This is a genomic window from Rhodococcus sp. 66b (genome assembly GCF_002076325.1).
Classification (GTDB): Bacteria; Actinomycetota; Actinomycetes; order Mycobacteriales; family Mycobacteriaceae; genus Rhodococcus_F; species Rhodococcus_F erythropolis.
Map to the genome: position 1 here is coordinate 64,927 of NZ_MUZB01000016.1, position 21,323 is coordinate 86,249.

General features: G+C 60.6%; 20 protein-coding genes. 12 read left to right on the top strand and 8 right to left on the bottom strand.

Annotation, left to right across the window (positions count from 1 at the left end; genetic code table 11):
* Position 1: 1 nt before the first annotated feature.
* From B0E55_RS25870 to B0E55_RS25905, 8 genes are all read left to right on the top strand, one after another.
* The gene (locus B0E55_RS25870; protein WP_080910759.1) at positions 2–1,171 is read left to right on the top strand and encodes a zinc-dependent alcohol dehydrogenase; all 1,170 of its coding nucleotides are present in this window, start codon (positions 2–4) and stop codon (positions 1,169–1,171) included.
* A 180-nt stretch (positions 1,172–1,351) separates the two neighbouring features.
* On the top strand, positions 1,352–1,810 hold the full coding sequence (locus tag B0E55_RS25875) for an SPW repeat protein (RefSeq protein WP_198538454.1): 459 nt from the start codon (positions 1,352–1,354) through the stop codon (positions 1,808–1,810).
* Positions 1,807–2,154 (top strand): cold shock domain-containing protein, encoded by a 348-nt coding sequence (locus B0E55_RS32680; protein WP_133053447.1) that lies wholly within the window; start codon positions 1,807–1,809, stop codon positions 2,152–2,154. The genes B0E55_RS25875 and B0E55_RS32680 overlap by 4 nt, the downstream gene beginning before the upstream one ends.
* Positions 2,155–3,153: 999 nt before the next feature.
* Positions 3,154–4,044, top strand: coding sequence for a manganese catalase family protein (locus B0E55_RS25890; RefSeq protein ID WP_080910763.1), 891 nt, complete (start codon positions 3,154–3,156; stop codon positions 4,042–4,044).
* 74 nt (positions 4,045–4,118) lie between these two features.
* Positions 4,119–4,706, top strand: coding sequence for a hemerythrin domain-containing protein (locus B0E55_RS25895; RefSeq protein WP_080910764.1), 588 nt, complete (start codon positions 4,119–4,121; stop codon positions 4,704–4,706).
* A gap of 260 nt (positions 4,707–4,966) precedes the next feature.
* Positions 4,967–5,503, top strand: a complete 537-nt coding sequence (locus B0E55_RS25900; RefSeq protein ID WP_080910765.1) for a hypothetical protein — start codon at positions 4,967–4,969, stop codon at positions 5,501–5,503.
* 555 nt (positions 5,504–6,058) lie between these two features.
* Positions 6,059–6,253 (top strand): hypothetical protein, encoded by a 195-nt coding sequence (locus B0E55_RS31560; RefSeq protein ID WP_133053448.1) that lies wholly within the window; start codon positions 6,059–6,061, stop codon positions 6,251–6,253.
* Between the two features lie 697 nt (positions 6,254–6,950).
* Positions 6,951–7,625: a HemK2/MTQ2 family protein methyltransferase gene (locus B0E55_RS25905; RefSeq protein ID WP_192713186.1), complete on the top strand. Its 675-nt coding sequence runs from the start codon at positions 6,951–6,953 to the stop codon at positions 7,623–7,625.
* Between the two features lie 1,037 nt (positions 7,626–8,662).
* On the opposite strand, the gene B0E55_RS25910 is transcribed toward B0E55_RS25905, so the two are convergent.
* A complete protein-coding gene (locus tag B0E55_RS25910; RefSeq protein ID WP_080910766.1) occupies positions 8,663–9,838 on the bottom strand; it encodes a glutamate--cysteine ligase 2 in 1,176 nt (391 codons plus the stop codon).
* Positions 9,839–10,886: 1,048 nt separating this feature from the next.
* Here B0E55_RS25910 and B0E55_RS25920 point away from each other — a divergent pair.
* Entirely contained in the window at positions 10,887–11,717 is an 831-nt protein-coding gene (locus tag B0E55_RS25920) for an MBL fold metallo-hydrolase (protein WP_080910790.1), read from the top strand.
* A gap of 633 nt (positions 11,718–12,350) precedes the next feature.
* On the opposite strand, the gene B0E55_RS25925 is transcribed toward B0E55_RS25920, so the two are convergent.
* Complete coding sequence (locus B0E55_RS25925) at positions 12,351–12,620, bottom strand: DUF7218 family protein (protein ID WP_080910791.1); 270 nt, start codon at positions 12,618–12,620, stop codon at positions 12,351–12,353.
* Between the two features lie 1,083 nt (positions 12,621–13,703).
* Positions 13,704–14,600 (bottom strand): SDR family oxidoreductase, encoded by an 897-nt coding sequence (locus tag B0E55_RS25930; RefSeq protein WP_080910768.1) that lies wholly within the window; start codon positions 14,598–14,600, stop codon positions 13,704–13,706.
* A gap of 283 nt (positions 14,601–14,883) precedes the next feature.
* Between B0E55_RS25930 and B0E55_RS25935 the strand changes: the two genes are divergently transcribed.
* From B0E55_RS25935 to B0E55_RS25945, 3 genes are all read left to right on the top strand, one after another.
* Complete coding sequence (locus B0E55_RS25935) at positions 14,884–15,849, top strand: hypothetical protein (RefSeq protein ID WP_080910769.1); 966 nt, start codon at positions 14,884–14,886, stop codon at positions 15,847–15,849.
* Between the two features lie 631 nt (positions 15,850–16,480).
* Entirely contained in the window at positions 16,481–16,942 is a 462-nt protein-coding gene (locus B0E55_RS25940) for an Hsp20/alpha crystallin family protein (protein WP_080910770.1), read from the top strand.
* 179 nt (positions 16,943–17,121) lie between these two features.
* Complete coding sequence (locus B0E55_RS25945; RefSeq protein ID WP_080910771.1) at positions 17,122–17,472, top strand: hypothetical protein; 351 nt, start codon at positions 17,122–17,124, stop codon at positions 17,470–17,472.
* 98 nt (positions 17,473–17,570) lie between these two features.
* On the opposite strand, the gene dnaB is transcribed toward B0E55_RS25945, so the two are convergent.
* From dnaB to rpsF, 5 genes are all read right to left on the bottom strand, one after another.
* Positions 17,571–18,977 carry a replicative DNA helicase gene (gene dnaB / locus B0E55_RS25950; RefSeq protein WP_019746049.1) on the bottom strand — a complete coding sequence of 469 codons (1,407 nt, stop codon included), beginning with the start codon at positions 18,975–18,977 and terminating at the stop codon, positions 17,571–17,573.
* 508 nt (positions 18,978–19,485) lie between these two features.
* Entirely contained in the window at positions 19,486–19,941 is a 456-nt protein-coding gene (gene rplI, locus B0E55_RS25955; RefSeq protein ID WP_007735531.1) for a 50S ribosomal protein L9, read from the bottom strand.
* An 18-nt stretch (positions 19,942–19,959) separates the two neighbouring features.
* The gene (gene rpsR / locus B0E55_RS25960) at positions 19,960–20,202 is read right to left on the bottom strand and encodes a 30S ribosomal protein S18 (RefSeq protein ID WP_003941245.1); all 243 of its coding nucleotides are present in this window, start codon (positions 20,200–20,202) and stop codon (positions 19,960–19,962) included.
* A gap of 39 nt (positions 20,203–20,241) precedes the next feature.
* Positions 20,242–20,766: a single-stranded DNA-binding protein gene (locus B0E55_RS25965; RefSeq protein WP_003941248.1), complete on the bottom strand. Its 525-nt coding sequence runs from the start codon at positions 20,764–20,766 to the stop codon at positions 20,242–20,244.
* A 64-nt stretch (positions 20,767–20,830) separates the two neighbouring features.
* Positions 20,831–21,118: a 30S ribosomal protein S6 gene (gene rpsF, locus B0E55_RS25970; RefSeq protein WP_003941237.1), complete on the bottom strand. Its 288-nt coding sequence runs from the start codon at positions 21,116–21,118 to the stop codon at positions 20,831–20,833.
* Positions 21,119–21,323 lie beyond the last annotated feature (205 nt).

Genomic DNA, 21,323 nt, shown 5'->3' on the forward strand with positions numbered 1-21,323 from the left:
CATGCGCGCACTGTGCTGGAACGGGGTCAACGATCTCGCCGTGGAAACGGTGGACGATCCACGGATAACCAATCCCCACGACGTCATTGTCCAAGTGCGGCTTACCACGACTTGTGGATCCGATCTGCACTTCATCAATGGCTACCTGCCGGGAATGAAGGAAGGCGACGTCTTCGGACACGAGTTCATGGGTGAGGTAATCGAGACAGGCTCGGAGGTGACGCAGACAAGCGTCGGTGCCCGCGTCGTCGTGCCCTCGTTCATCGGCTGTAAATCGTGCTGGTACTGCGACCGCGACTTGTATTCGGTGTGCGATACCACCAATCCCAATGCCGAGTTACAGCAACCGGTCTTCGGCTATCCCACTGGCGGAATCTACGGCTACACACACCCATTCGGCGGATACCAAGGGTCCCATGCCGAATACATCCGCGTACCGTTCGGTGATGTCAATTGTTTTGCAGTTCCGGAGGGCATCACCGACGAGCAGGCGTTGTTCCTTTCGGACGCAGTTCCCACAGGACTGATGGGTGCGGAATTCTGTGATATCTCGCCCGGTGACACCGTTGCCGTCTGGGGTAGCGGCGGTGTCGGAGTGATGGCCGCCCATAGTGCGCGTCTGCTCGGTGCAGAACGCGTAATTGTCATCGACCGGTTTCCAGAGCGGCTTCAGCTGGCGCGCAACGTCGTTGGTGCCGAAACTATCGACTACTCGCGTGTCGACAGTGTGCAGGAGGCCTTACGTGAAGCGACGGGTGGACGCGGCCCCGACTCGTGCATCGACGCTGTGGGTATGGAAGGCCACGGTACAGGGGTTCAACAACTTTACGACCGGGCCAAACAACTGCTGCGCCTGGAAACCGACCGCGCTACTTCGCTCCGCCAAGCTGTTCTCGCGTGCAGGAAAGGCGGCGTCGTGTCGGTCCTCGGCGTTTACGGCCTCACCGACAAGTTTCCGATGGGTCTGATCACGAACAAGAGTCTGACACTGCGTTCGGCGCAACAACATGGGCAGCGATATATGCCGCGCATGTTCGATTACGTACTGCAAGGAGACCTCGACCCGTCAGTCTTGATCACCCATGACATGCCACTCGCCGATGCCGTCCGCGGTTACGAACTGTTCAAGGAGAAAAAGGACGGATGCGTGCGTGCCGTCTTTCGACCGTGACTCCAGCGCACACCGAAAACTTCTCGATTTTTTCGCCGATAGTGCATTGATCAACGGAGGACTGGGTACGTGTCTGATGGCTCAGGGCACTCATCGGTTCCGAAAGTGCCTGTGCCCCAGAAACGCACATACGGATCGCAAGGGGCAGCGCCTTCCGATCCGTCGAGGAGTTGAATTCCCATGTCATCATCAATCCACGCTCCAATGCACACTCACCCCGACATCATGGCAATGCGGGAGCGCTACGACCGAGCGGCCCAACAACCAACCACTCAGATGGTGGAGGGGCTGATGTTGCTCACTGGACTCTACGCAGCGGCGTCCGCATGGATCATCGGCTTCACCGCACAAACCAATCTGACCGCCACGAACTTGATATGTGGTGCTGCGATCGGATTGCTGGCAGTGGCGTTCGGATCCGCGTACGGCCGCACCCACGGCACGACATTCGTTGCCCCACTACTCGGGATCTGGCTGATTGTCTCTCCGTGGCTTGTGGCGGGCGTCGCTACGAGCACTTCCCTGATCTGGTCGAATGTGGTTGTAGGAGCACTCGTCTGCGTTCTAGGACTCGCTACCGCCGCGCTTGGTATGGGCCGCGGTCGTCAGCGACGCGGCCCGGGAGAGGAACCGAGATGACCGTCGATACGAGAATCTCTGGCACAGAAGGGTCCTGTACGGGCGATTTACGTGCCAGAGAAGTGAAGCGTGGTCTCGTCGAGTGGTTCAACTTCGAACACGGATTCGGGTTCATTCTGCCCGACGAAGGTGGCCCGAGCGTCTTCGTGCACTTCACCGAGATTGCCGGAAGCGGTATCTACCATTCCCTGCAAGACGGTGACGTCGTCACTTACGAACATGATCGGTCCGTGCACCCACCGCAGGCACGCAATGTCCGCATCGCAGATGTCGCCGGGTCAGGTCACAGTAGTCATCCGCACCGGATGAGGCCGCTCAGATGCACTTTCCCACGTCTGCGGTAGGTAAGGCAGCAACCGTACGCCATCTGGGCGAAAACACGAGCGACGTACCGCACCGAGGCAGCACAAACTGACTACCCCGACGGCGATGCCGACACAGCGACAGAGCGAATCACATAGCGTCAGAACTGAATAGATTCGAACGGACGATCCGCGCCGATCCCCCTGACATCTCACTAACTCCAGAGGGGGCGGCATTGTTGCGAATCGCGGCTCGGAAAAAAATCAGTTTCTTCCTACCTCGGTTGGGCGATAGGTTGCGCCGAAAAGCTCGCACCTCGTCCTTTTCAGAACCGAACTGATTGGGCGCCAAGGCATTCCTTCAGTGCCCGGACTTCGCACGCCCGCGATGCTCCGGCACTGTGGGCTATCGCGGTCAGACCTCGAATCAAGATGGGCGCGGAGATAACGCGACCGGTGCCCGGAAGCGATTCTCCATTGGTGCGCAGCGAAGTTCGTCATTCCGATGACGGCCCCGTCTCGACTCACACCCAAGCCGAGGCACCACTGGCAGCGGTGACTGCGTCGGCGACGTGTCTTTCCAGTATCTACCCCGATGGTGCATACATCAGATCGATCATGAGGTTCGACGCGGTAGCAACCCCGACAACACGCGCGGCACAGCACCCTCCGTGTGCGGCCGTAGTCCCGCAATCGAACCGTGCCGTCGCCTCCGAACAAACCTACGACGTGACCCGGAAATACTTGTCTACCAACGACTTGGAACAACCTGGAAGCTGCGCAGGTTGCGCTGAGATGTCCTGCAGGGTTGTTCGAGGTTCGTTGTCGGTCGGGTGGCGGGATCTGCGGTGCACGGTGTTGGTGCCCCTGTTTGGCGATGGCTGATCGACGCCACGCGGGATCCGATGTGAAGGGTTCTCCTTCGGTGGGCGGTGATCAAATGTGACGGAGGGAGTGTCGGTTGGTGTGCTGGCGGGTTTGTCCCTCATGTGTGTGGGTAGCCGCTCGGAGTCGTGTATCTACTCGCGTTGGGAGTGAAAGATGTTTGTTCACAACAAGGATTTGCAGTTCGATGTGCGTGTCAGTGGCCCGGATCCTCGTTTCGCTACATTGCTGCAGGAGCAGTTCGGAGGCGAGAACGGTGAACTGAAGGCGGCGATGCAGTACTTCACGCAAGCCTTTACGCTGCGTCGCAAGAACCCGAAGATGTACGACCTGTTCATGGATATCGCGACGGAGGAGTTTTCTCATCTCGAGATCGTGGGGTCGATGATCACGATGCTTCTCGACGGGCTCAACGACGACCTGAAGGAAGCCAACGAACGGTGTGACTGGATGCCGGCGATCGCGACCTCCGACGGACGTGAGCAGGTGATTCATCAGGCGGCGGTCTCGCCGCTGTTTTTCACGTTGAGTGGTGGTGGCCCGGATGTCGTCAATTCGGCGGGTGTGCCGTGGTCGGGGACGTTTGTCAACGCCAACGGTGAACCGTCGGTGGATATTCGGAGCAATTTGGCGGCGGAGTCCCGGGCGAAGATCGTCTACGAATATCTCAAGCAGTTCACCGATGATCCGGGGGTGCAGGACACGTTGACGTTTCTGATGACCCGGGAGGTTGCGCACTATCAGCAGTTCACCGCGGCGCTCAACGAGCTACCGGTGAACTTTCCGCCCGGCAAACTTCCTGGTGACGATCGGTTTCAGAATGTTGCGTTCAACATGTCTGACGGTCAGTCGACGCGTGGCCCGTGGAACGAGGGGCAGGGGCCGTGGCCGGAGGGAATGCAGTGGCGGTATGTCGAGAAGCCGACCGAGCAGTGGCTGGGGGGAGAAGAGTCGGTGAATCGGGGTGGTGAGCTCAATCCTGACGGGGCGCCGGCAGTGTCGGGTAGTAAGCCGTTCACGCACGAACAGCATGCTGGGACCGTGTGATCGCCATGTCCTCGTGTGCAGTGTCATGTTTGATCGAAATTCTGTGTGGCGGGCAGTTTCGGGAGGTGAGGTAGATGGATGCGTTGGCGTTCCTTCGCGCTGATCACGAAAGTGTGCTCGGCCTGCTCGAGGCACTCGATGAGGTTCCGCGCGCCGGGGAGGGCGTGGGGCTCGGTGCCCGCAACGACATGGTGACCACGCTGGTGATCGCCGAATCTCAGCACGAGGCAGTGGAGGAGCAGTTCTTCTGGCCGGCAGTGCGCCGGACAGTGGAGGGCGGCGACGAGCTCGCTGACCACGGTGTTGCGCAGGAGGACGCGGCCAAACGTATCCTGCAGATGCTCGAGGACGGTGAGGCGGGCGATGCAGTGTTCGAGGAGGCTCTGGCCCGCTTTGTCGAGGCTGCACGCGAGCACATCGAGTTCGAGCAGGAGCAGGTGTGGCCGCGGCTGCGGGAGGCGATGACCGCGGCGGATCTCGAGGCGTTGGGGGAGAAGATGGCGCGGGCGAAGCCGATGGCCCCGACCCGACCGCATCCGGGGACCCCTTCGGATCCTGCTGTGCTCAACACTATGGGGATGGCTGCTGCTGCGCTGGACAAGGTTCGTGACAAACTCAGCGGCCGTGATGCCAAGAAGCCGCCGCAAGCGCCACCGGTTTGACCTTCCGTCTTGAGTTTTCGCACGTTGACGGTGCGGCCGGGGCTTCAGTGGAGGCTGGGCTCGCGCGAGGGGCGTGTGGACGATGCACGGCAGCGTCCCGGCTGCCAAGTCGCAGCCGAATAGATCGTTGTCGAGGCGCGCGTTTCACCGTCGATGCCCCGGATGTCGTCGGAAAAACAAGTGTCACCAGGATGGAAAAGTCTCGGGTACACGGCTTCGCGGCTTGTCACGTGCTGCTAGGTATTGGGCGGGATCGCCGTATGACGTCATCTCCGGCTCGCGTCATTGCCGACGGTTGTAGCGACACCCCGGACTTACCAGACCACTCCAACGGAGGAGCCGCGTTGAAAGAACATAGGGGACAGGGGCACCATCGCGTCAACTGGGACGATCCCGCCACGTTCCTGCAAGAGCTGATGAAGCTGGCAAATACTGCTCTCACACGGATCGAGCCGATTGTTGCCACGTTCACCGAAGGACCGGAGCGCGCGGGTAGGTCATCGACTCCTGACGAACTACCCACGCCCAGCGCCTGCATTTGGTGTCCGGTCTGCGCGCTTGCTGCTGCCGTCCACGGTGACCACCACAAGCTCCTTATGTTCGCCGGTGTACATGTGGCGGAGGCGTCGGCCGTGGTGCGTGAGTTCCTCGACGAGATGCTCGGGGGTGGGGGAGACGATCGTGAAAGCCAGCCAGACGGTTGCTCAGACGTCGCGGTGTCGGCACTCGGCCGCTCAGCCCCGCCCACTCATCGCCAGTCAGTATTTGTTCCCATCGACGTGAACCTACGACGCTGATCAGAATCATCCAGACGGCAGGTCCAGGGGCTGAACCCGGTTGCGCGCATGCCGCCGAGACGCTCGACCCCTGACTAGACCCCGTCTCGGGGGTAGCCACTTGGACGTCGAAAGAAAAAGGGGCACCGCCGGACGGATAGGTATCACGACAAAAGAGCAGGAATCGAGGCACGGTCCGGCGGACGGTCCTAGCCGTGCCCTCATTGCCCGTGCGGCTTCGAAGCCGCGTGTCATCGGAAGAAGGACGGCACAAGGCATTGGAGTCCGTGTTCGGTTTGGCCGCCTCATCGGCCTAATCTCGATCCCTTCGTGGGGCGTTGCAATGCGGAGCGGATGAACAAACGATGGTGGACGCTTGTCCGAGTGGCATGAACACCGCGTGAGGTGTACAACGAAATACGGCACGAAGTGATCTGCTTCACACTTACTGTGCCGGTCGGACACATAGAACCCCGCCTTGAGATCACAGGGCTTGTGCAGAACCCTTCAGGTTCGCATCGCAGCCAAGGGCGCGCCACGTACCGCGCGGCCCACTCAGGAAGGACGCCAAAACCCATGAACCGCCCCGCATTCGAACTACCCCCGCACGAACCTCGGGTGACACCAATGCGGTCGACGTCGGTGATCGCAGTCGGCTCGGCATTGCCGGCATCTGTTCCGGCGTTGATATTGACCGGATCCGTCGCCGTGAGTGTGGGAGTCGCGACGCTTGTCGTGATCTGTATCGGAATCGCTGCTCTCGTGATTTGACGGTTCGACCGAGCCGCTCCGAAGATCGAATTCTCTATCAGCAAGGAATTTCACATGACCGCCTCGACTTCATCAAACTCGCGACCGACTGTGCGCAGCGGTTCCATGAGTACTACGGAGATCAAGTCTCGGATCGAGGCAATGTACGCCGACCGGGGCCCTATCGCCCCGAAAAAGGCCAGAGGAAAGGCCTGACGGCTACCTAACCGCTTCGGGGGTCGGACCTGTCCTTCGGTCTGCCGGTGACGATAGTTGCCCCATTGTCGAACACATCGTATGAGAGGATTTGGGACGTCCTCGGCGTAGCCAGGAGTAGCGAGATGCGGGGTCGGCGGGGCGATGCGACCCGTGGTCTCGGTACGCATCCAGCGGTTGGGTTCGTACGACCCGCGTCCTCAGTGTCCCGGCAACGTCTTCCGACTTCATTCGTCGCGGTGCGCACAGCACGCGTTGGGCGGATGCGACGGCCGCGAGAGGCCGACCTCAAGCGCAATATTCCGTGCGCCGGGTCGATGATCGTTGCGTCGAGGCCGCCGGGCGGGGGTGCGCCGGATACCGTCGAATCGAACGGTTGCCCCGCCACAGCCTTCCGGCAGGGTACGAGACCGATTCGAGCGCGAGGTAATTGACGATCGGTTTGCGTACGTGCTGTTCGGGGAATGGGCGTGTGCATGGTGCCAGAACCGAGGAGTCGATGATGATCGTGCGTTTACCCGGTGTATATCCACCTCAACAGGACACATCCTTGCTCAACGATGCCCTCTTGGCGCATAGTCTGACACCGCGCACTCGGGTGTTGGATTTGTGCGCCGGTACAGGCGCGTTGTCGGTCGCCGCGGCCAAGGCGGGGGCCGGGCACGTTGTCGCCGTGGACATTGCTCGCCGGGCGTGTCTGAATGCGCGACTCAATGCGGTCGTTGCCGGAAAGCGTATCGATGTTCGGCGAGGTGATCTGACGGCGGCGGTGCAGGGCGAGTTGTTCGATGTCGTCGTTTCCAACCCGCCGTATGTTCCGGCGTGGGGCGATGAGTTGCCTACGACCGGTATCGAGCGTGCGTGGGACGCCGGGAAAGACGGGCGGGCATTACTTGACAGGATCGCGCTGTCTTGCGCTGAAGTGTTGGCTCCGGGTGGGACGTTACTGTTGCTGCAGTCAGCGCTGTGTGGTGTGCAGAAGACGGAGGCAATGTTGGAAGAATGCGGTTTGACGGTGACTGTGGTGGCCAGGAGTTTGGTTCCTTTCGGTCCCGTCATGCGTTCGCGGCGAGCGGTTCTCGAGCAACGGGGTTTGATCGTGGCTGGTCAGGCTACTGAGGAACTCGTGGTTTTCCGCGCCACCAAATCATCTCCTTCGACCAGCACGATGGGATGACGGCGAGGCATCGGGGTGCCGGGACGTCGACGTTGTCGCTCTGGAAATTTTCCGTTCCTGCAGCGGGTGCGAGCGGGACACGACGTCGGTGCAGCCAGTAACTGGGGAAGGATGCGAACCGTATCCCAACGGCGTTGATTGCCTGCGGTATCGGGGCGTGGCAGCCCAGTAGTTTCGTAGGTAATCGGGATGTCTGCAGTGGGTTTCGAGGCTCGGCGGTTTGCCAGTAAGGCGGTCCGTCGTTGCCGGTGGGAGGCGCATTTGTAAAGCGCGTGCGGTGGTGCTCGTGCAGAAGTTGGCGCTTGCGCGGTGCGATGCAGGGGCCTTCGTAACCGACGCACACCCTCGGTACTGGGTTCGAAAGTAACCTCCGTTCGCCGATAGGGTTCCTTATTCTCGACGACGAGTCTTTGCCGTTACGAGGGCCGTCGGCGGTCACGATGAGGGCAGGAAGCCGTAGCGTTGCCCGCATCTGGTTGAGCGCCGCGACGTCTTCATCACTGACTTCTGTCGCGGTCACCCAGCAATACTGTCCGCGTAGTCGCCTCGACGGCGGTGACGGTCCTCAGGCGTGAGTGCCGAAGCGGCAGTGTGAGAGTCGGCGGTTCCTCTATCGCTGTAGTCGAATTGTGCGAGGTACGAGGCGAGGACGGCGACGGCACGGTGAAATTTACTCAATACTGCTGACTCGCTTCGACATAACCGCGTCCCAATCTCTGCGGCACCTCGAAGGCATCGTTGTCAGGCATGAGGACGTCCAAACTTCCATTCGGTCCCCACCTGAGGAAGACAGCGCAGCCCCAATTCAGGCGAATCTTAGCATCGCGCCAGGTCAGACGCTATTGTACGGGTGCTGGGAGTGTGCCATCTTTCCGCCTGACCCAAAACTTACAGCGACTGACCTGGCCCCAAGCCCTCCTGGCGCAACGATAACTTCAAAGTGTCGATAGCCGTCATATTATCGACCAAATTCCGAGGCCCAGGAGGTCGTCCGCAGCCAAGTGCCAGTCGAACCAACCGACCACTGCCCTAGAGGTTTACGGATAGACAGCTGCACCGGGGTGAGACAACAAACTGACGTCCCTTGGCTGCGTGCATCCCTCCACTGTGCGCCGGGCACACAGGTCGATCACGTCGTAGACGCTTCCCCGCCGTGCCAGTTCTCGACGTTGGACGATCGCGCCATTTCCGCGGGCAAGAACTCTGTTCACCGCGGCCGCGACACGGTCGAGCTCGCCGAGAGCGGTCAGTGTAGGCGCAACATGGTGCATCAGCCGACGGACAGCTTGGCGAGCGGTCACTAGACGGATGGATTTCAAATCGAGTGCCTTGCCATCGAGACCATCACGAGCGGCCCGCCAGCATGCTGCGCGGAGTAAATCCTGGTCAACAGCCGGGACCGTTTCACCGCTGACCACTGCCTTGGTTGCCATGATGACTAAGGCGTGTACCAGCGTGGCCAGAGTGATCGTCTCCTCTACCGTCGCCGGCACGTCGCTGATCCGAATCTCTACCGTAGGAAGATGATCCGAAAGGCGTGCGTCCCAATAAACCATATGAGGATCAAGGATGAGCCCCGTCTCCAACATCGTTTCCACAACGTCCTCGTAGTGTCGGGCGGACTCGAACCGTGGAGGCGGACCCGCGCTCGGCCATCTGCCGAAAACGATATGCCGCCAGCTTGCGTAACCGGTATCAACTCCGGCGCTCATCGGCGAATTCGCGGTCAATGCCAAGACTGTGGGCAACCAGGGACGTAGATGATTGACGACCTGAACGGCGCGTTCGCGGTCCTCGACCCCCACATGGATATGGCAACCGCAAATCACACTTGTGGTGAGCGCGCCGTACTGCCCCGCCATACGCCGGTACCGCGACGTCGGTGTAATCGCGTCAGGCGGAGGGTCGTAAAACGCTGTCCCGACGGCCAGCAGCTGACAGCCCCCCTCGGCAGCAGCGGTAGCGGCGGCGGCGCGTGATTCGCACAGTTGAGCACGAAGATCGCGGATGTGGGCCCCTATAGACGTCGACGTTTCCACTTGGCAACGGGAAAGTTCACGTTGAAGGGAGACTCCGAGTCCGCGGCCAATGGATCCGACCTCGCTACTGCGCAAACTGGGCCGTCCCGTTCGGGGCTCGCAGAGTAAGAACTCCTCCTCCACCCCCAGCGTCGGTATGCCGGTCGAGAGCAGGTCGGAAGTGAGGTGTGTCATGGCAATCCCTCCGCTGCTTGCGTTTTCGGTGCGGTCCCTGCCCTGAGCCCGCGAATACTAGAAATCTCACCTTCCCGGACAGGGACCGGATCAAACATGGCTCCACCCAATGCCGGTTTGATTCTGCGTTGCCGTGGAAGCCGCCTGCGGACCCGGTATCCCGCGGACAGACGAGGAGTGCTCGTCGATGTTGTCCGCACTGGCGATCGCCTGTGTGGGCACCGATGGCGCCCGCACACGTCGAGCCATGACCATCACCCCGTCCGTTGCTGCTTCCTTGTCACATTTCAACTCCTCAGTCTGAATGTGAATCTCGGGAAAGCGCCGAAACAGCATGAAAGCGGTCAACGCGACAATGCACCAATCAGAAAGGAAGCACGCTGCCTGTCCGAACGTGACTTCGCCCATTCGTGCCGAAGTACATCAAGACGGTGATTCCTTTCAGTTATGCCGGCGGCCGAAGACCCACTTTCTCTCTCCGCCAGTTACTTTCGACCGTGGCTGGCGCCCCACGTGTCGTGTTCTAACACGCCGTTCGGCGCCAGCCTTCGCGCCCTCGATCATGCCCTGCATGCCCGCGCCCGCCAGTGCTCGAAAATCCTGACGCGTCCACTTCTCGCTTCGCCGCGATCGCGACATCGACTGCTGTATAAACTATTCGGAATCTCGCCACGGGGGTGGTGACTGGAACAGTGACACCGATTGCAGTCACCGACGTCGTCGAAGCCGCGTGGAGCATGCGAGGGGATCTTGGTGGCAGCAGGACCTGTCCGAGGCTCTCCACTTCGGCAAGAGCCCGGCTGATCGGTTGCTGAGACTGTCCACGCCGGACATCCACTCGCCAAGTGGAACATCAAGCTTCGCGCGCAGGATATGACACAGGCTGCCAGTCAACTAAAAGTCTTCCTAGCCTCTCCGGCCTCGAAATCCACCCCCTATTACTCTGGCATGCGGTGGCGCGCAATATGCTGAACCGGCTTGTGGCGTTCGAGTCCTGAGTTCGAAACGTACTGCGGTTGATGGAGTGAAGGCTGGGTATCAGAGCCCTATGGAGAAAGGGATTTTCACCTTTATCGGCAATGCGACTTTCCTGATCAGGTACGGGAAGGTGACCATACTGACCGACCCTAATTTTCTGCACCGCGGCGAGTACGCATATCTGGGGCATGGGCTCACCTCGAAAAGACTGCGCGCGCCTGCATCGACCGTCGACCAACTTCCCCGCCTGGACGCAGTGGTTCTCTCGCACCTGCACGGCGATCACTGGGATCGACGTGCGCAGGCGGGTTTGGACCACGCGTTACCCGTCATCACCACTGAACACGCTGCGAAAAAGTTACGACGTCGTGGTTTCGAGAAAGCAGCCGGGTTGGCGATTTGGGAGTCACGCACGGTCACGGCGGACGGCGACTGGGTTCGCGTCACCGCCGTGCCTGGCCGGCACGGGCCGTCGTGGGCAACCACGGCGCGGATTTTACCGCCGGTGATGGGCAGCATCCTCGAATTCGGTTCCGGCACAGAGCCGCCGAAACTCTGCGTGTACGTCTCCGGGGACACGCTCGCGGTCGAGGATTTGGCGGAGATTCCACGGCGGTATCCGCGCATCCACAGTGGCGTTTTCCATCTGGGTGGGACGAGGCTGCCTTTCGGCGACAAAATACCGTGGGGTTTGACGGTGACCATGGATGGGATCGAGGGAGTGAAAGCGGTGAACTTGATTTCCCCTGACTACGCGATTCCTGTGCACTTCGACGACTACGGAGTGTTCGCATCGCCTTTGAGTGCATTTCTCGACGAAATGGAACAACAGGGGATGTCGGAACGGATTATTCATGTCCCTCGTGGGCAAAGTGTCGAATTGCCGCCCCCGCCACGATAATTCCGATACAAAGCATTCCGCTCCTATAGTAATTTACGACCCAGATGGCGACTCTCACCGTCGACGGTTCTTTCGAATGGTGGTGGCTGATTCGCGATGCTCATCGCTTCTGAACTGTCCGCCCTACCTCGTGTGCTGCACATGTTCGTACAGCGGACAGTGCTACATGAGCATCGTGACCGGACGGCGGCGACCGCTGTCTCCGTTCTCTCGCAGCACGTCTCGCGGAGAAGCTCGACGAGACATTGGCACATCGATCAGAAAGTCGCCACACCGAACGCCGCTTACGGGGTCGATTCCAAAACGGATCGAGGACCTCCGCGACGGCGTCGGCGAAGCCAACGCGTAGCGGAAAGCCGACGATCATCTCGATCGACTTACTGCGGGGCGAATCCGGCCAGGACTGCCCGAAGCCGACCACGCCAAGGTCGACGTCGAAAAGCGCTCCTTACGGCCGACTCCGTATGCACGCCAAGAAGGCCAACACAACCGTTGACGACTTCCTGTTCAACGGACGAATCCCTGCCCGCGCCCGCTGAGAGAGTGCCACCCGCTTCAGGATTATGGGGCGAGCGTTCGCTGGAGCTAACGAGGAGCCAGATCGGCCCGCGCGATTCATGCCAAATGGTGAGATCAATGATGTCGGAGGGTGTCGATCAGTTCGCTCTTCTTCAATTTCGAGTACCCGTGCAGGTCGAGTTCTTTGGCTCGCCTTTTCAATTCTTCGACCGTCCATTCTTCGTACGGTGAGGACTTGCCGCCGGATTTACCCACACTTGACCGTCCACGATTGGCAGCCGCGTTGGAAATCCGCGCCGCCTTCTGCTTCGAATCCCCCTTCTTTCGTAGTTCTTCATAGAGGTCTTGATCCTTGAGTTGAGGTTGTGAGTCTTGACGAGCCACGGTGGGTCCTTTCCACGTTGTCTTCCGGCACTGAAGTACCGGCCTCGTTCGAGTGCTACCCGTCGGGCAGGCGATCAAACCGGGAAACAAGGCCGTCACATGCCATCACTCGAAGGCAATGCGGTGGCATCGGGGCTCGGCATTCTTGAGCACAGTTTGAACTGGCGGTAGACGATGACTTCTGTGGCGAGTGAGCCCCGGGTATCCCGACCGAAATTCCCGGTGGCGGTGGGAGTTGCGCGCCAGCGCTACCTCCGGCAGTGTGCGCCGGAACCCCTTCATTCGACTGGATACGCCTCGCGCAGCGTGAGACCATTTCGAGCTGAAGTGCTGCAGGCGTGGGAGGTTCGTTTGGAAGCCTTCGTCCCTGTCATCGCCCGTCCAGACGCAGAACGGCGGTGGGTCCACGGCTGGCCCGACTGCTTGAAGGCGGGCCGTGTCCGTGACAAGCCGGGAAGCTCTCGGTGCTCGACGCTGAAGTTGCCCCCTCGCTGATCCATTGCGAACTGAGCGTCGAGGGTGATCGCGGATATCGGCATGCGCGAAACTGGACTGCACGCTGCCTCTCCGGCAGATTCGGGGCTTTCGTTGCAGCACGGCCGCGATCGGCCCAACGTAGCGGAGTGACCGTCGCGAACCTTTGAGGAAGGGCTCCGCTTGTTCGGTCGGCAGACCAGCACGCATACGGGCGCCTCGGAAGTCCTCGCCGGCCGACGGAATGCTTGGATCAGCTGGACATCGATCGTTGCCACCCTGAACGGGAGGTCTCCGCGCGGGGTAGGAGCCTTGTTCGTCGATCGGGAACTCGGGGCTGAGTAGGCGCAATTTCCAACATCGAGTAGCCAAGGAGGCTTACCGATGCGCAGCTGCGAGGGATTGTTGGGATCGAAACTGCACGTGACCCGTGTCTAGGGAAAAGCGAATTTGAACCAAAACCGTTCCCCCGCTGGTCGCTCCGGCGTCATCCGGGGCCTGGAGAAGGGCTCATTCTCCGAACGAGAGGCCGCCGCAGCGATGGTCGCAGCGGGTCTCGACAACGGTTGACCGTTGCGCCGTCGTCGTACGCCTTGTCTAGTCGCACATTCAGGTGAGCGGTTTTCCACCGGTCACGCCGATGACTTCCCCAGTGGTGTAACTGGATTCGCCAGAGGCGAGAAATACATAGGCGGGAGCAAGCTCGGCCGGCTGACCTGCCCGCCCGAGCGGAACGTCGTCCCCGAACGTCTCGAACTTCTCCTTGGGCATCGTCGCCGGAATCAGTGGCGTCCAAATCGGTCCAGGTGCAACGGCATTGACCCTGATTCCCTTCCGTGCGACATCGGCGGCCAGCCCCTTGGTGAAGTCGATGATGCCCGCCTTTGTCGTGGCGTAATCGAGCAGCTCGGGCGACGGGGACGCACCTTGGATGGACGAGGTATTCACGATCGTCGATCCGGGCTTCATCTGCGCGATCGCTGCTTTGGAGAGCCAGAAGAGTGCGTAGAGGTTGGTTTTCATCACACGGTCGAATTGTTCGGTGGTTATGTCGGCGATGCCGCCCATCTGCACCATCTGAAACGCGGCGTTGTTCACCAAGATGTCGAGTCCGCCGAGTTCACGTACCGCGGTTTCGACCAAAGCAGAACAGTGTTCCTCGCTTCGGAGATCTCCCGGCACCGAGATGGCTTTGCGGCCTGCCTCCTCGACCCAGCGAGCGGTTTCTCGAGCGTCCTGTTCTTCCTCGACGAGATAATTCAGGACGACGTCAGCGCCTTCTCTGGCAAATGCAATCGCGACCGCACGTCCGATGCCCGAATCGGCTCCGGTGACGATCGCACGCCTTCCTTCGAGTCGACCGCTTCCTCGATAGGTGTTTTCACCGTGGTCGGGAGGAGAAATCATGTCTGCGGTGAGACCGGGGTGTGCGATCTCCGCCTGCCGCTCACGCACAGGAGCGGGGAACCGCGTGGTCGGGTCCTGCATTGCGTACTGGTCCGGCATATCGATACTCCTCGGGTGACGCAGTTTCTCGTGGGCTTCTGGATGGATGCACTGCACATGCCTCCTTCCCGCCGAATAGAAATCGAAACCTCGGGGTGGCCGGGATCTCACTCGTCCTGGCGCCGACGATCTCGGTGCGCCGACCCCACTTGTTCGTTGTGGTTACTACGCGGTAGGCCGGGGTAGCCCGCGTAGCGGCGGTGGCTCCGCGGTCCGCGGAGCACTCGTCGAGCACAAGCTGAACATCACGTAAAGCACGCACCGACGAAGGGACGACCCCGATATGAGCAACTCCGAAACCACGTCCGCCTTGATCAACCAGCTGCGCATCCTCCTCGGTCTGACACATGCCGAGATCCAGGTCGCCGAAACACGCGTCGCTCAGGCCAGAACCGAAGCGGTTCGACGCGAACTCACGGAAAACGCAGAGAACGGTCGAGAAAGGGCGAGTTCCATCGAGTCCACGATTCGCGATCTGGGTGGCGTTCCGGAATCGGTCGGTCCGTTCCTCGGACGAGCGACAGCAGGAGTGAAAGCGATGGTCGAACAGGCCCAGCCCTTCGACGAAGCTGTACTGGGAGACCTTGCGCTCGAACATCAACTCCTCGACCGCTCCCGCTACCTCAAGGCCCTGGCCACTGCCGGCGGCGATCAGACCGTCGCGGCGTTGGCCGACCGCCTCATCACTGCACACTCCGCGACTGTGGACTGGCTGACTACCGTCCTTGCCGAGGAGGCACTCGGGGGGCCGGCAGCTTTGCGTCGCACTCCCTTCCAAGCGGCCACCGGAGCAGCCATTCGACTGGTCAACGTTCCGGTCTCCTGGTCCACCCGCAGTCTCGACCGTGCCATCGACGCTGTTCGCACGTCGCCGCCGGTATTGGGTGAGCTGATCAGCTGGGGCGCATATGCCGGTGACGTGACTGTGAAAACACTGTCGGCCAGTAGGGATGCGGCCATCGCCACGGCTGAGAAAGTCACTCGCCGAGAAGGTGCTGACGGTGCCGCGGATGTCTTCCGTTCGGTACGGAAGTCGAGTGGGTTACTCGACCCCGCTGAACTTCCCATCGAAGACTTCGACGAACTCAACGTCACCCAGGCCGTCTCCGCGGTGAAGGAACTGGCCGACGCCGCACAGGTGCGAGACATCGTTGCGTACGAGGAAGCGCACAAGAACCGACATGGCGTCGTATCCGCTGCACAGGCAAGACTTGCGGCGATCGCCCAGGAAGTCGTCGGAATTAACTGACCTTTCGTATCCGCCTGAGGAGGGCGAGAGAAAACAGCCTCTGCATTGCTTCGTGTCCCGAAGAACCGAGCAGAGCCAGACCGCTCCGAACACAACTGCGAAGCACTCACGAAATCGGCGATACGCGTTCATCAAGACAGGTTCCGGGTAAAACGGGGCGGTGGCTGACCACGCTTCAAAGTCAGCCCCCGCCGCCGTTTCTGCAGTTTAGGGCTGTCAGCGCAAACTCACCGTGGAAGAACGCGCCTGTCTGCTCGAAATCTACGAGACGCGGCAGTTTTGGAATCGAAACACATTGCAAGAATACGGGTTTGAAGCAATCGCCGTTGTACGCGAACATCGAACTTGCTGGGCGCAGCGGCAGTCTTAAGCCCGCACGAACTCGACCGGCAGCTGACAGCATCTGGCCACCGACAATTCCCGTTTCGCCCCAACCATATGGGGTTGGCAACCGCCGTTGTTCCTGCTCCGATGCCGCCTTGTTCGCGACCGAGACACTCCTTAAAAAAAGTCTGGCACTCTCAGTTGCAGAGTGCTAATTCGTGTGGTTATCATGTTCTCGCACAGTGAGTTCGGTCGACCGCGACAGTGGCGGTGACCTTTCGTTTCACGACATGGGAGGTGTGTTGCTGTGCTTCGTTTCGATCCTTTCACCGACATCGATGCGATCACCAAGTCCGTCCTCGCCGCGGGAACCGGCAACGGACGCAGTCCACGGTTCATGCCGATGGACCTCTACAAGGTCGAGGACCAGTACGTCCTGCACGCCGATCTTCCCGGCGTCGATCCAGGCTCGGTGGACGTTCACATCGACGGCTCGACTCTGACGTTGACCGCGCATCGCACGGCCCTCTCCGAAGAGGGTGTGAGTTGGCTGGCGAGTGAGCGTTTCGCTGGAACATACAGACGGCAACTGTCGATCAGCGACGACATCGACGCCGAACAGATCGTCGCCTCATACGACAACGGCGTATTGACGGTGACCTTGCCGATCGCGGTGAAGGCGAAACCGCGGCGGATCGAGGTCTCCTCCGGACCGCCCTCACATACCGAAACCATCGAAGCGACAACACAGGTCCAGGTCGAAGCCTGATCCTGCTGGCCCGGACAAGCGTTCCACGGTGGGGTGAGTTTCGAAAACACGCGATGCGTGCTCGGGACTCACCCCACCGCCCTTTCGATCCCCACCGCCGTTCGATCCCCTCTGCACCCGTATGGCCGATCGGCCCATCCACCACACGAAAGAATCAGCACTACAACCCTTTAGCCGTCATGACTGCATCAACCTTCCCCCCGCACGAACAATCCGACAACACAGGCAACACCGAATCCCGCCCGCACACCTCGCCCGATTGGTGGGATCACCACCGCCCGATCAACAGCGATGAATACAGCGACATGGCGTTGATGCTCGGCGCCCTCTCGATCCTGACGTTCTGGATGTTCGGCCTCGGCATCCTCCTCGGTGCCGCCGCCATCGGAACCGCACTGGCAGCGCGCGGACCCGACACCCCCGGACGCGATCTGGGCGACAACACCGCCGGCGTGGTCGGGATCCTCACCGGCATTGCCGGAATCGCCTTCGGCGCCGTCTTCCTCACTGCAGCACTACCCCACCTGTAGACAAACCGAATTTTGCACTAGTGGAATCGAATTGGTGCCTGTAGCAGGATCTCACAAGATCTGAAATCCGTCCCACCTTCAGGCGATGGCGGCAGCAGCTATCCCCGCGCCATATCGACGAACTTCGAGAGGTGAAGCTGGTGCGCCACAGTGATTGTCGCGGTCGGGCCGTTACGGTGCTTACCCAGAATCAGGTCGGCTTCACCGCCACGGGGATCGTCTCGCTCGGTCGCGTCGGGGCGGTACAGCAGAATCACCATGTCGGCGTCCTGCTCGAGCGATCCGGACTCACGAAGGTCGGCGACCTGCGGACGCTTGTCGGTTCGCTGCTCGGGACCGCGGTTGAGCTGACAGATCGCGACAACCGGAACTTCGAGCTCCTTCGCCAAAAGCTTTAGGCTACGGGAGAATTCGGAGACTTCCTGCTGACGGGACTCGACCTTTTTACCCGAGCTCATCAGCTGGAGGTAGTCGATGACGATCAGGCGAATGTCGTGTTTCTGCTTGAGCCGCCGCGCTTTTGCGCGAATTTCCATCATGGTGAGGTTGGGGGAGTCGTCGATGAATAGCGGCGCCTCACTGATCTCACTCATGCGACGCGCGAGCTTGGTCCAGTCGTCGTCGGTCATCTTTCCGGAGCGCATGTCGCCGAGCTTGATCTTTGCCTCTGCGGACAGCAGACGCATGACGATCTCGGTTTTGCTCATTTCCAACGAGAACATGACGCTGGCCATGCCGTGCGTGATGGAGCAGGAACGCAAAAAATCCATTCCAAGGGTCGATTTGCCCACACCAGGTCTAGCCGCGACGATAATCATCTGACCAGCGTGAAGGCCGTTGGTGATCTCGTCGAGATCCTTGAATCCGGTGGGCACACCGAGGGAAATTCCGCCTCGGCTGGCGATGGAGTCGATCTCGTCCATCGTGGGCTGGAGGAGCTCGGTGAGGGGTACGAAGTCCTCGGTGGTTCGACGCTCGGTGACCTCGAAGATCTCGGCCTGCGCGCGGTCGACAACCTCGGCCACGTCCTGGCCCTCGGTGCCGGCGTAGCCGTACTGGACGATGCGAGTACCGGCGTCGACCAGACGACGCAGCACGGACTTCTCGGCCACGATCTCGGCATAGAAGGCGGCGTTGGCGGCTGTGGGCACTGTCTGGGTCAGCGTCACCAGGTAGGCAGCACCACCGATACGGCGGAGCTCACCTCGACGGTCGAGCTCGGCGGAGACCGTCACCGGGTCGGCGGGCTCGCCACGGCTGTAGAGGTCCAGGATCACGTCGTAGACGGACTGGTGGGCGGGCCGGTAGAAGTCACCCGGACGCAGTACCTCGAGGACGTCAGCGATGGCGTCCTTGCTCAGCAGCATGCCGCCGAGCACCGACTGCTCGGCAGTCATGTCCTGAGGTGGCTGGCGTCCGAACTCCTGGTCGGGCTCGGCCTCGGGAGGGCCCGGGTAGTCCGGCCCCGAGAAGTCGGAAGGTCCTCGATCATCTACAACAGCCACAAGCGAGACCTTCCCGTAAAACACTCGACGACACTGCCAGAAACCGCAGCGCCCTCATCATTTGTACCTGCCCCCACCGACATCCCCTAGCCGCATTCGGCCGGGCTGTAGATAGACGCCGAGATGACGTTAGGGACTAGTAGGTCCGCATACAAACCGGACTGTGGATAAACCTGTGGATGCTTTGTGGAAACTCCCGCCCCACGGTGTGCACCGCCTGTGGAGCATTTGGGGACTACTTTGCCTAGCAACCACAAAAGACCAGGTAGATGGCTATCCACAATTTCACAGGCCTGTTGATGAAAATAGTTTTTCCACAGTCGGCGCGTCGGCGTGTCGGGCGTGTTGCCTCGCCCGATTCGTCACTGATCACCAAGTCGAACATCACAGTGTGAGAGTTATCCCCAGGTCCGATTCGGGACGCTGTCAGGCGGCACACCTCACCCCGAAACAAAACGTCGGGCCCCACACACCGAAGTGTGCGGGGCCCGACGAGACGAACAGTCGACTATGCGCCGACGACGTTCAGGTTGAACTTGGCAACCACATCGGGGTGCAGGTTCACGACCACGGCGTGCTTGCCCGTGTTCTTGATGTGAGCCTTCGGCAACACGATGGAGCGCTTGTCGACAACCGGTCCACCGGCAGCCTTGATCGCAGCAGCGACGTCAGCGACGGTAACCGAACCGAAGAGCTTGCCCGAGCCACCGGCGGTCTTGACCGTCAGCGTTACGGACTCGAGGCCCTCGATAGCTGCCTTGAGCTCCTTGGCGTGATCCAGGCCGCGCACAGCGCGCGCTTCCTGTGCACGACGGATGCCCTCGACCTGCTTCTCGGCGCCACGGGTGGCGACGATTGCCAGTCCGCGGGGGAGCAGGTAGTTACGGCCGTAGCCGTCCTTGACCTCCACGGTGTCGCCAGGCGCACCGAGGTTGTCCACGTCAGCGGTGAGGATGAGCTTCATGTTCTTTCCTCCCTTTCCTTAGCGAGCCACGGTGGCGTAAGGCAGCAGTGCTACCTCACGTGAGTTCTTGACGGCAATGGCAACGTCGCGCTGGTGCTGGACGCAATTGCCGGTGACACGGCGAGCACGGATCTTTCCGCGATCGCTGACGTACTTACGAAGCAACGTCGTGTCCTTGTAGTTGATCTGCGTGTTCTTCTCTTTGCAGAAGGTGCAGACCTTCTTCTTCATAACCTTGTCGCGCAAGGGCGGCTTCGGCATGTCTTTGCTCTTTTCTGGATGTTCCTGATCAGGTACGGATCAGAAGGGCGGTTCGTCGCTGCCCGCACCACCGAAGGAGCCCGAAGCCTGAGGCGCACTGCCCCAAGGATCGTCTCCACCCGAAGGTGCAGCGCTCGGACGTCCGCCACCCGATCCGCCGGAGGAACCGCCGAAGTTGCCGCCTCCACCGCCGCCACCACGGTTGGCCTTGTTGACCTTTGCCGTGGCGTACTTCAGTGAAGGACCGATTTCATCGACTTCGAGCTCGACGACAGTTCGCTTTTCGCCCTCGCGAGTTTCGTACGAACGCTGCTTGAGCCGGCCGCTCACGATTACTCGTGAACCACGGGTCAAGCTCTCCGCGACGTTCTCGGCTGCTTCGCGCCAGATGTTGCAACGCATGAACAGCGCATCGCCGTCTTTCCATTCATTGGAATTACGGTCGAAGGTGCGGGGCGTGGAAGCAACCGTGAAGTTTGCAACCGCGGCACCCGCCGGGGTGAAACGAAGTTCAGGATCAGCCGTCAGGTTTCCGATGACGGTGATGATGGTGTCGCCAGCCATGTGGTTCCTCCTGCATTGATGTAAGACCGTTGGGCGCGAGAGTAGAGCTCGCTACCGACAGTAATTACTTGTTGTGGCGCAGAACCTTCGTGCGCAGAACCGACTCGTTCAGACCGAGCTGACGATCGAGCTCAGCGACGGTGGCGGGAGTGGCGTTGATGTCGATCACCGCGTAGATACCTTCAGCATGCTTCAGGATCTCGTAGGCGAGACGACGCTTACCCCAGACATCGACCTTGTCGATCGTGCCGCCGTGCTGGCGCACAACATTGAGGAACGTATCCAGTGAAGGAGCGACAGTGCGCTCGTCCAGGCTGGGGTCAAGGATGACCATCAATTCGTAATGACGCATAAGACCTCATCACCTCCTGTGGACTAAGTGAAAACGGCCACGGACTATCCGTGGCAGGAGGGTCGTTGCGTCAGCAACCCTCGTAGGTTACACGAGGGGCCTTGACCAGGGAAATCGTCCCGGCCCTCCAGGAAGACCACCAGATCGATGCGCGACGCGTGGCGCAGACGCATCACCCCGCGAGCCACTGCGCCCCCTAGGGTGA

Excerpts from the sequence above, each read along its gene's own strand:
- B0E55_RS25895 (WP_080910764.1), top strand. The coding sequence starts at position 4,119 with ATGGATGCGTTGGCGTTCCTTCGCGCTGATCACGAAAGTGTGCTCGGC.
- B0E55_RS25945 (WP_080910771.1), top strand. The coding sequence starts at position 17,122 with ATGACTGCATCAACCTTCCCCCCGCACGAACAATCCGACAACACAGGC.
- B0E55_RS32680 (WP_133053447.1), top strand. The coding sequence starts at position 1,807 with ATGACCGTCGATACGAGAATCTCTGGCACAGAAGGGTCCTGTACGGGC.
- B0E55_RS25890 (WP_080910763.1), top strand. The coding sequence starts at position 3,154 with ATGTTTGTTCACAACAAGGATTTGCAGTTCGATGTGCGTGTCAGTGGC.
- B0E55_RS25900 (WP_080910765.1), top strand. The coding sequence starts at position 4,967 with ATGACGTCATCTCCGGCTCGCGTCATTGCCGACGGTTGTAGCGACACC.
- B0E55_RS25965 (WP_003941248.1), bottom strand. The coding sequence starts at position 20,766 with ATGGCTGGCGACACCATCATCACCGTCATCGGAAACCTGACGGCTGAT.
- B0E55_RS25920 (WP_080910790.1), top strand. The coding sequence starts at position 10,887 with ATGGAGAAAGGGATTTTCACCTTTATCGGCAATGCGACTTTCCTGATC.
- B0E55_RS25930 (WP_080910768.1), bottom strand. The coding sequence starts at position 14,600 with ATGCCGGACCAGTACGCAATGCAGGACCCGACCACGCGGTTCCCCGCT.
- B0E55_RS25910 (WP_080910766.1), bottom strand. The coding sequence starts at position 9,838 with ATGACACACCTCACTTCCGACCTGCTCTCGACCGGCATACCGACGCTG.
- rplI (WP_007735531.1), bottom strand. The coding sequence starts at position 19,941 with ATGAAGCTCATCCTCACCGCTGACGTGGACAACCTCGGTGCGCCTGGC.
- rpsR (WP_003941245.1), bottom strand. The coding sequence starts at position 20,202 with ATGCCGAAGCCGCCCTTGCGCGACAAGGTTATGAAGAAGAAGGTCTGC.
- B0E55_RS25870 (WP_080910759.1), top strand. The coding sequence starts at position 2 with ATGCGCGCACTGTGCTGGAACGGGGTCAACGATCTCGCCGTGGAAACG.
- B0E55_RS25875 (WP_198538454.1), top strand. The coding sequence starts at position 1,352 with ATGTCATCATCAATCCACGCTCCAATGCACACTCACCCCGACATCATG.
- B0E55_RS31560 (WP_133053448.1), top strand. The coding sequence starts at position 6,059 with ATGAACCGCCCCGCATTCGAACTACCCCCGCACGAACCTCGGGTGACA.
- B0E55_RS25935 (WP_080910769.1), top strand. The coding sequence starts at position 14,884 with ATGAGCAACTCCGAAACCACGTCCGCCTTGATCAACCAGCTGCGCATC.
- B0E55_RS25905 (WP_192713186.1), top strand. The coding sequence starts at position 6,951 with ATGATCGTGCGTTTACCCGGTGTATATCCACCTCAACAGGACACATCC.
- rpsF (WP_003941237.1), bottom strand. The coding sequence starts at position 21,118 with ATGCGTCATTACGAATTGATGGTCATCCTTGACCCCAGCCTGGACGAG.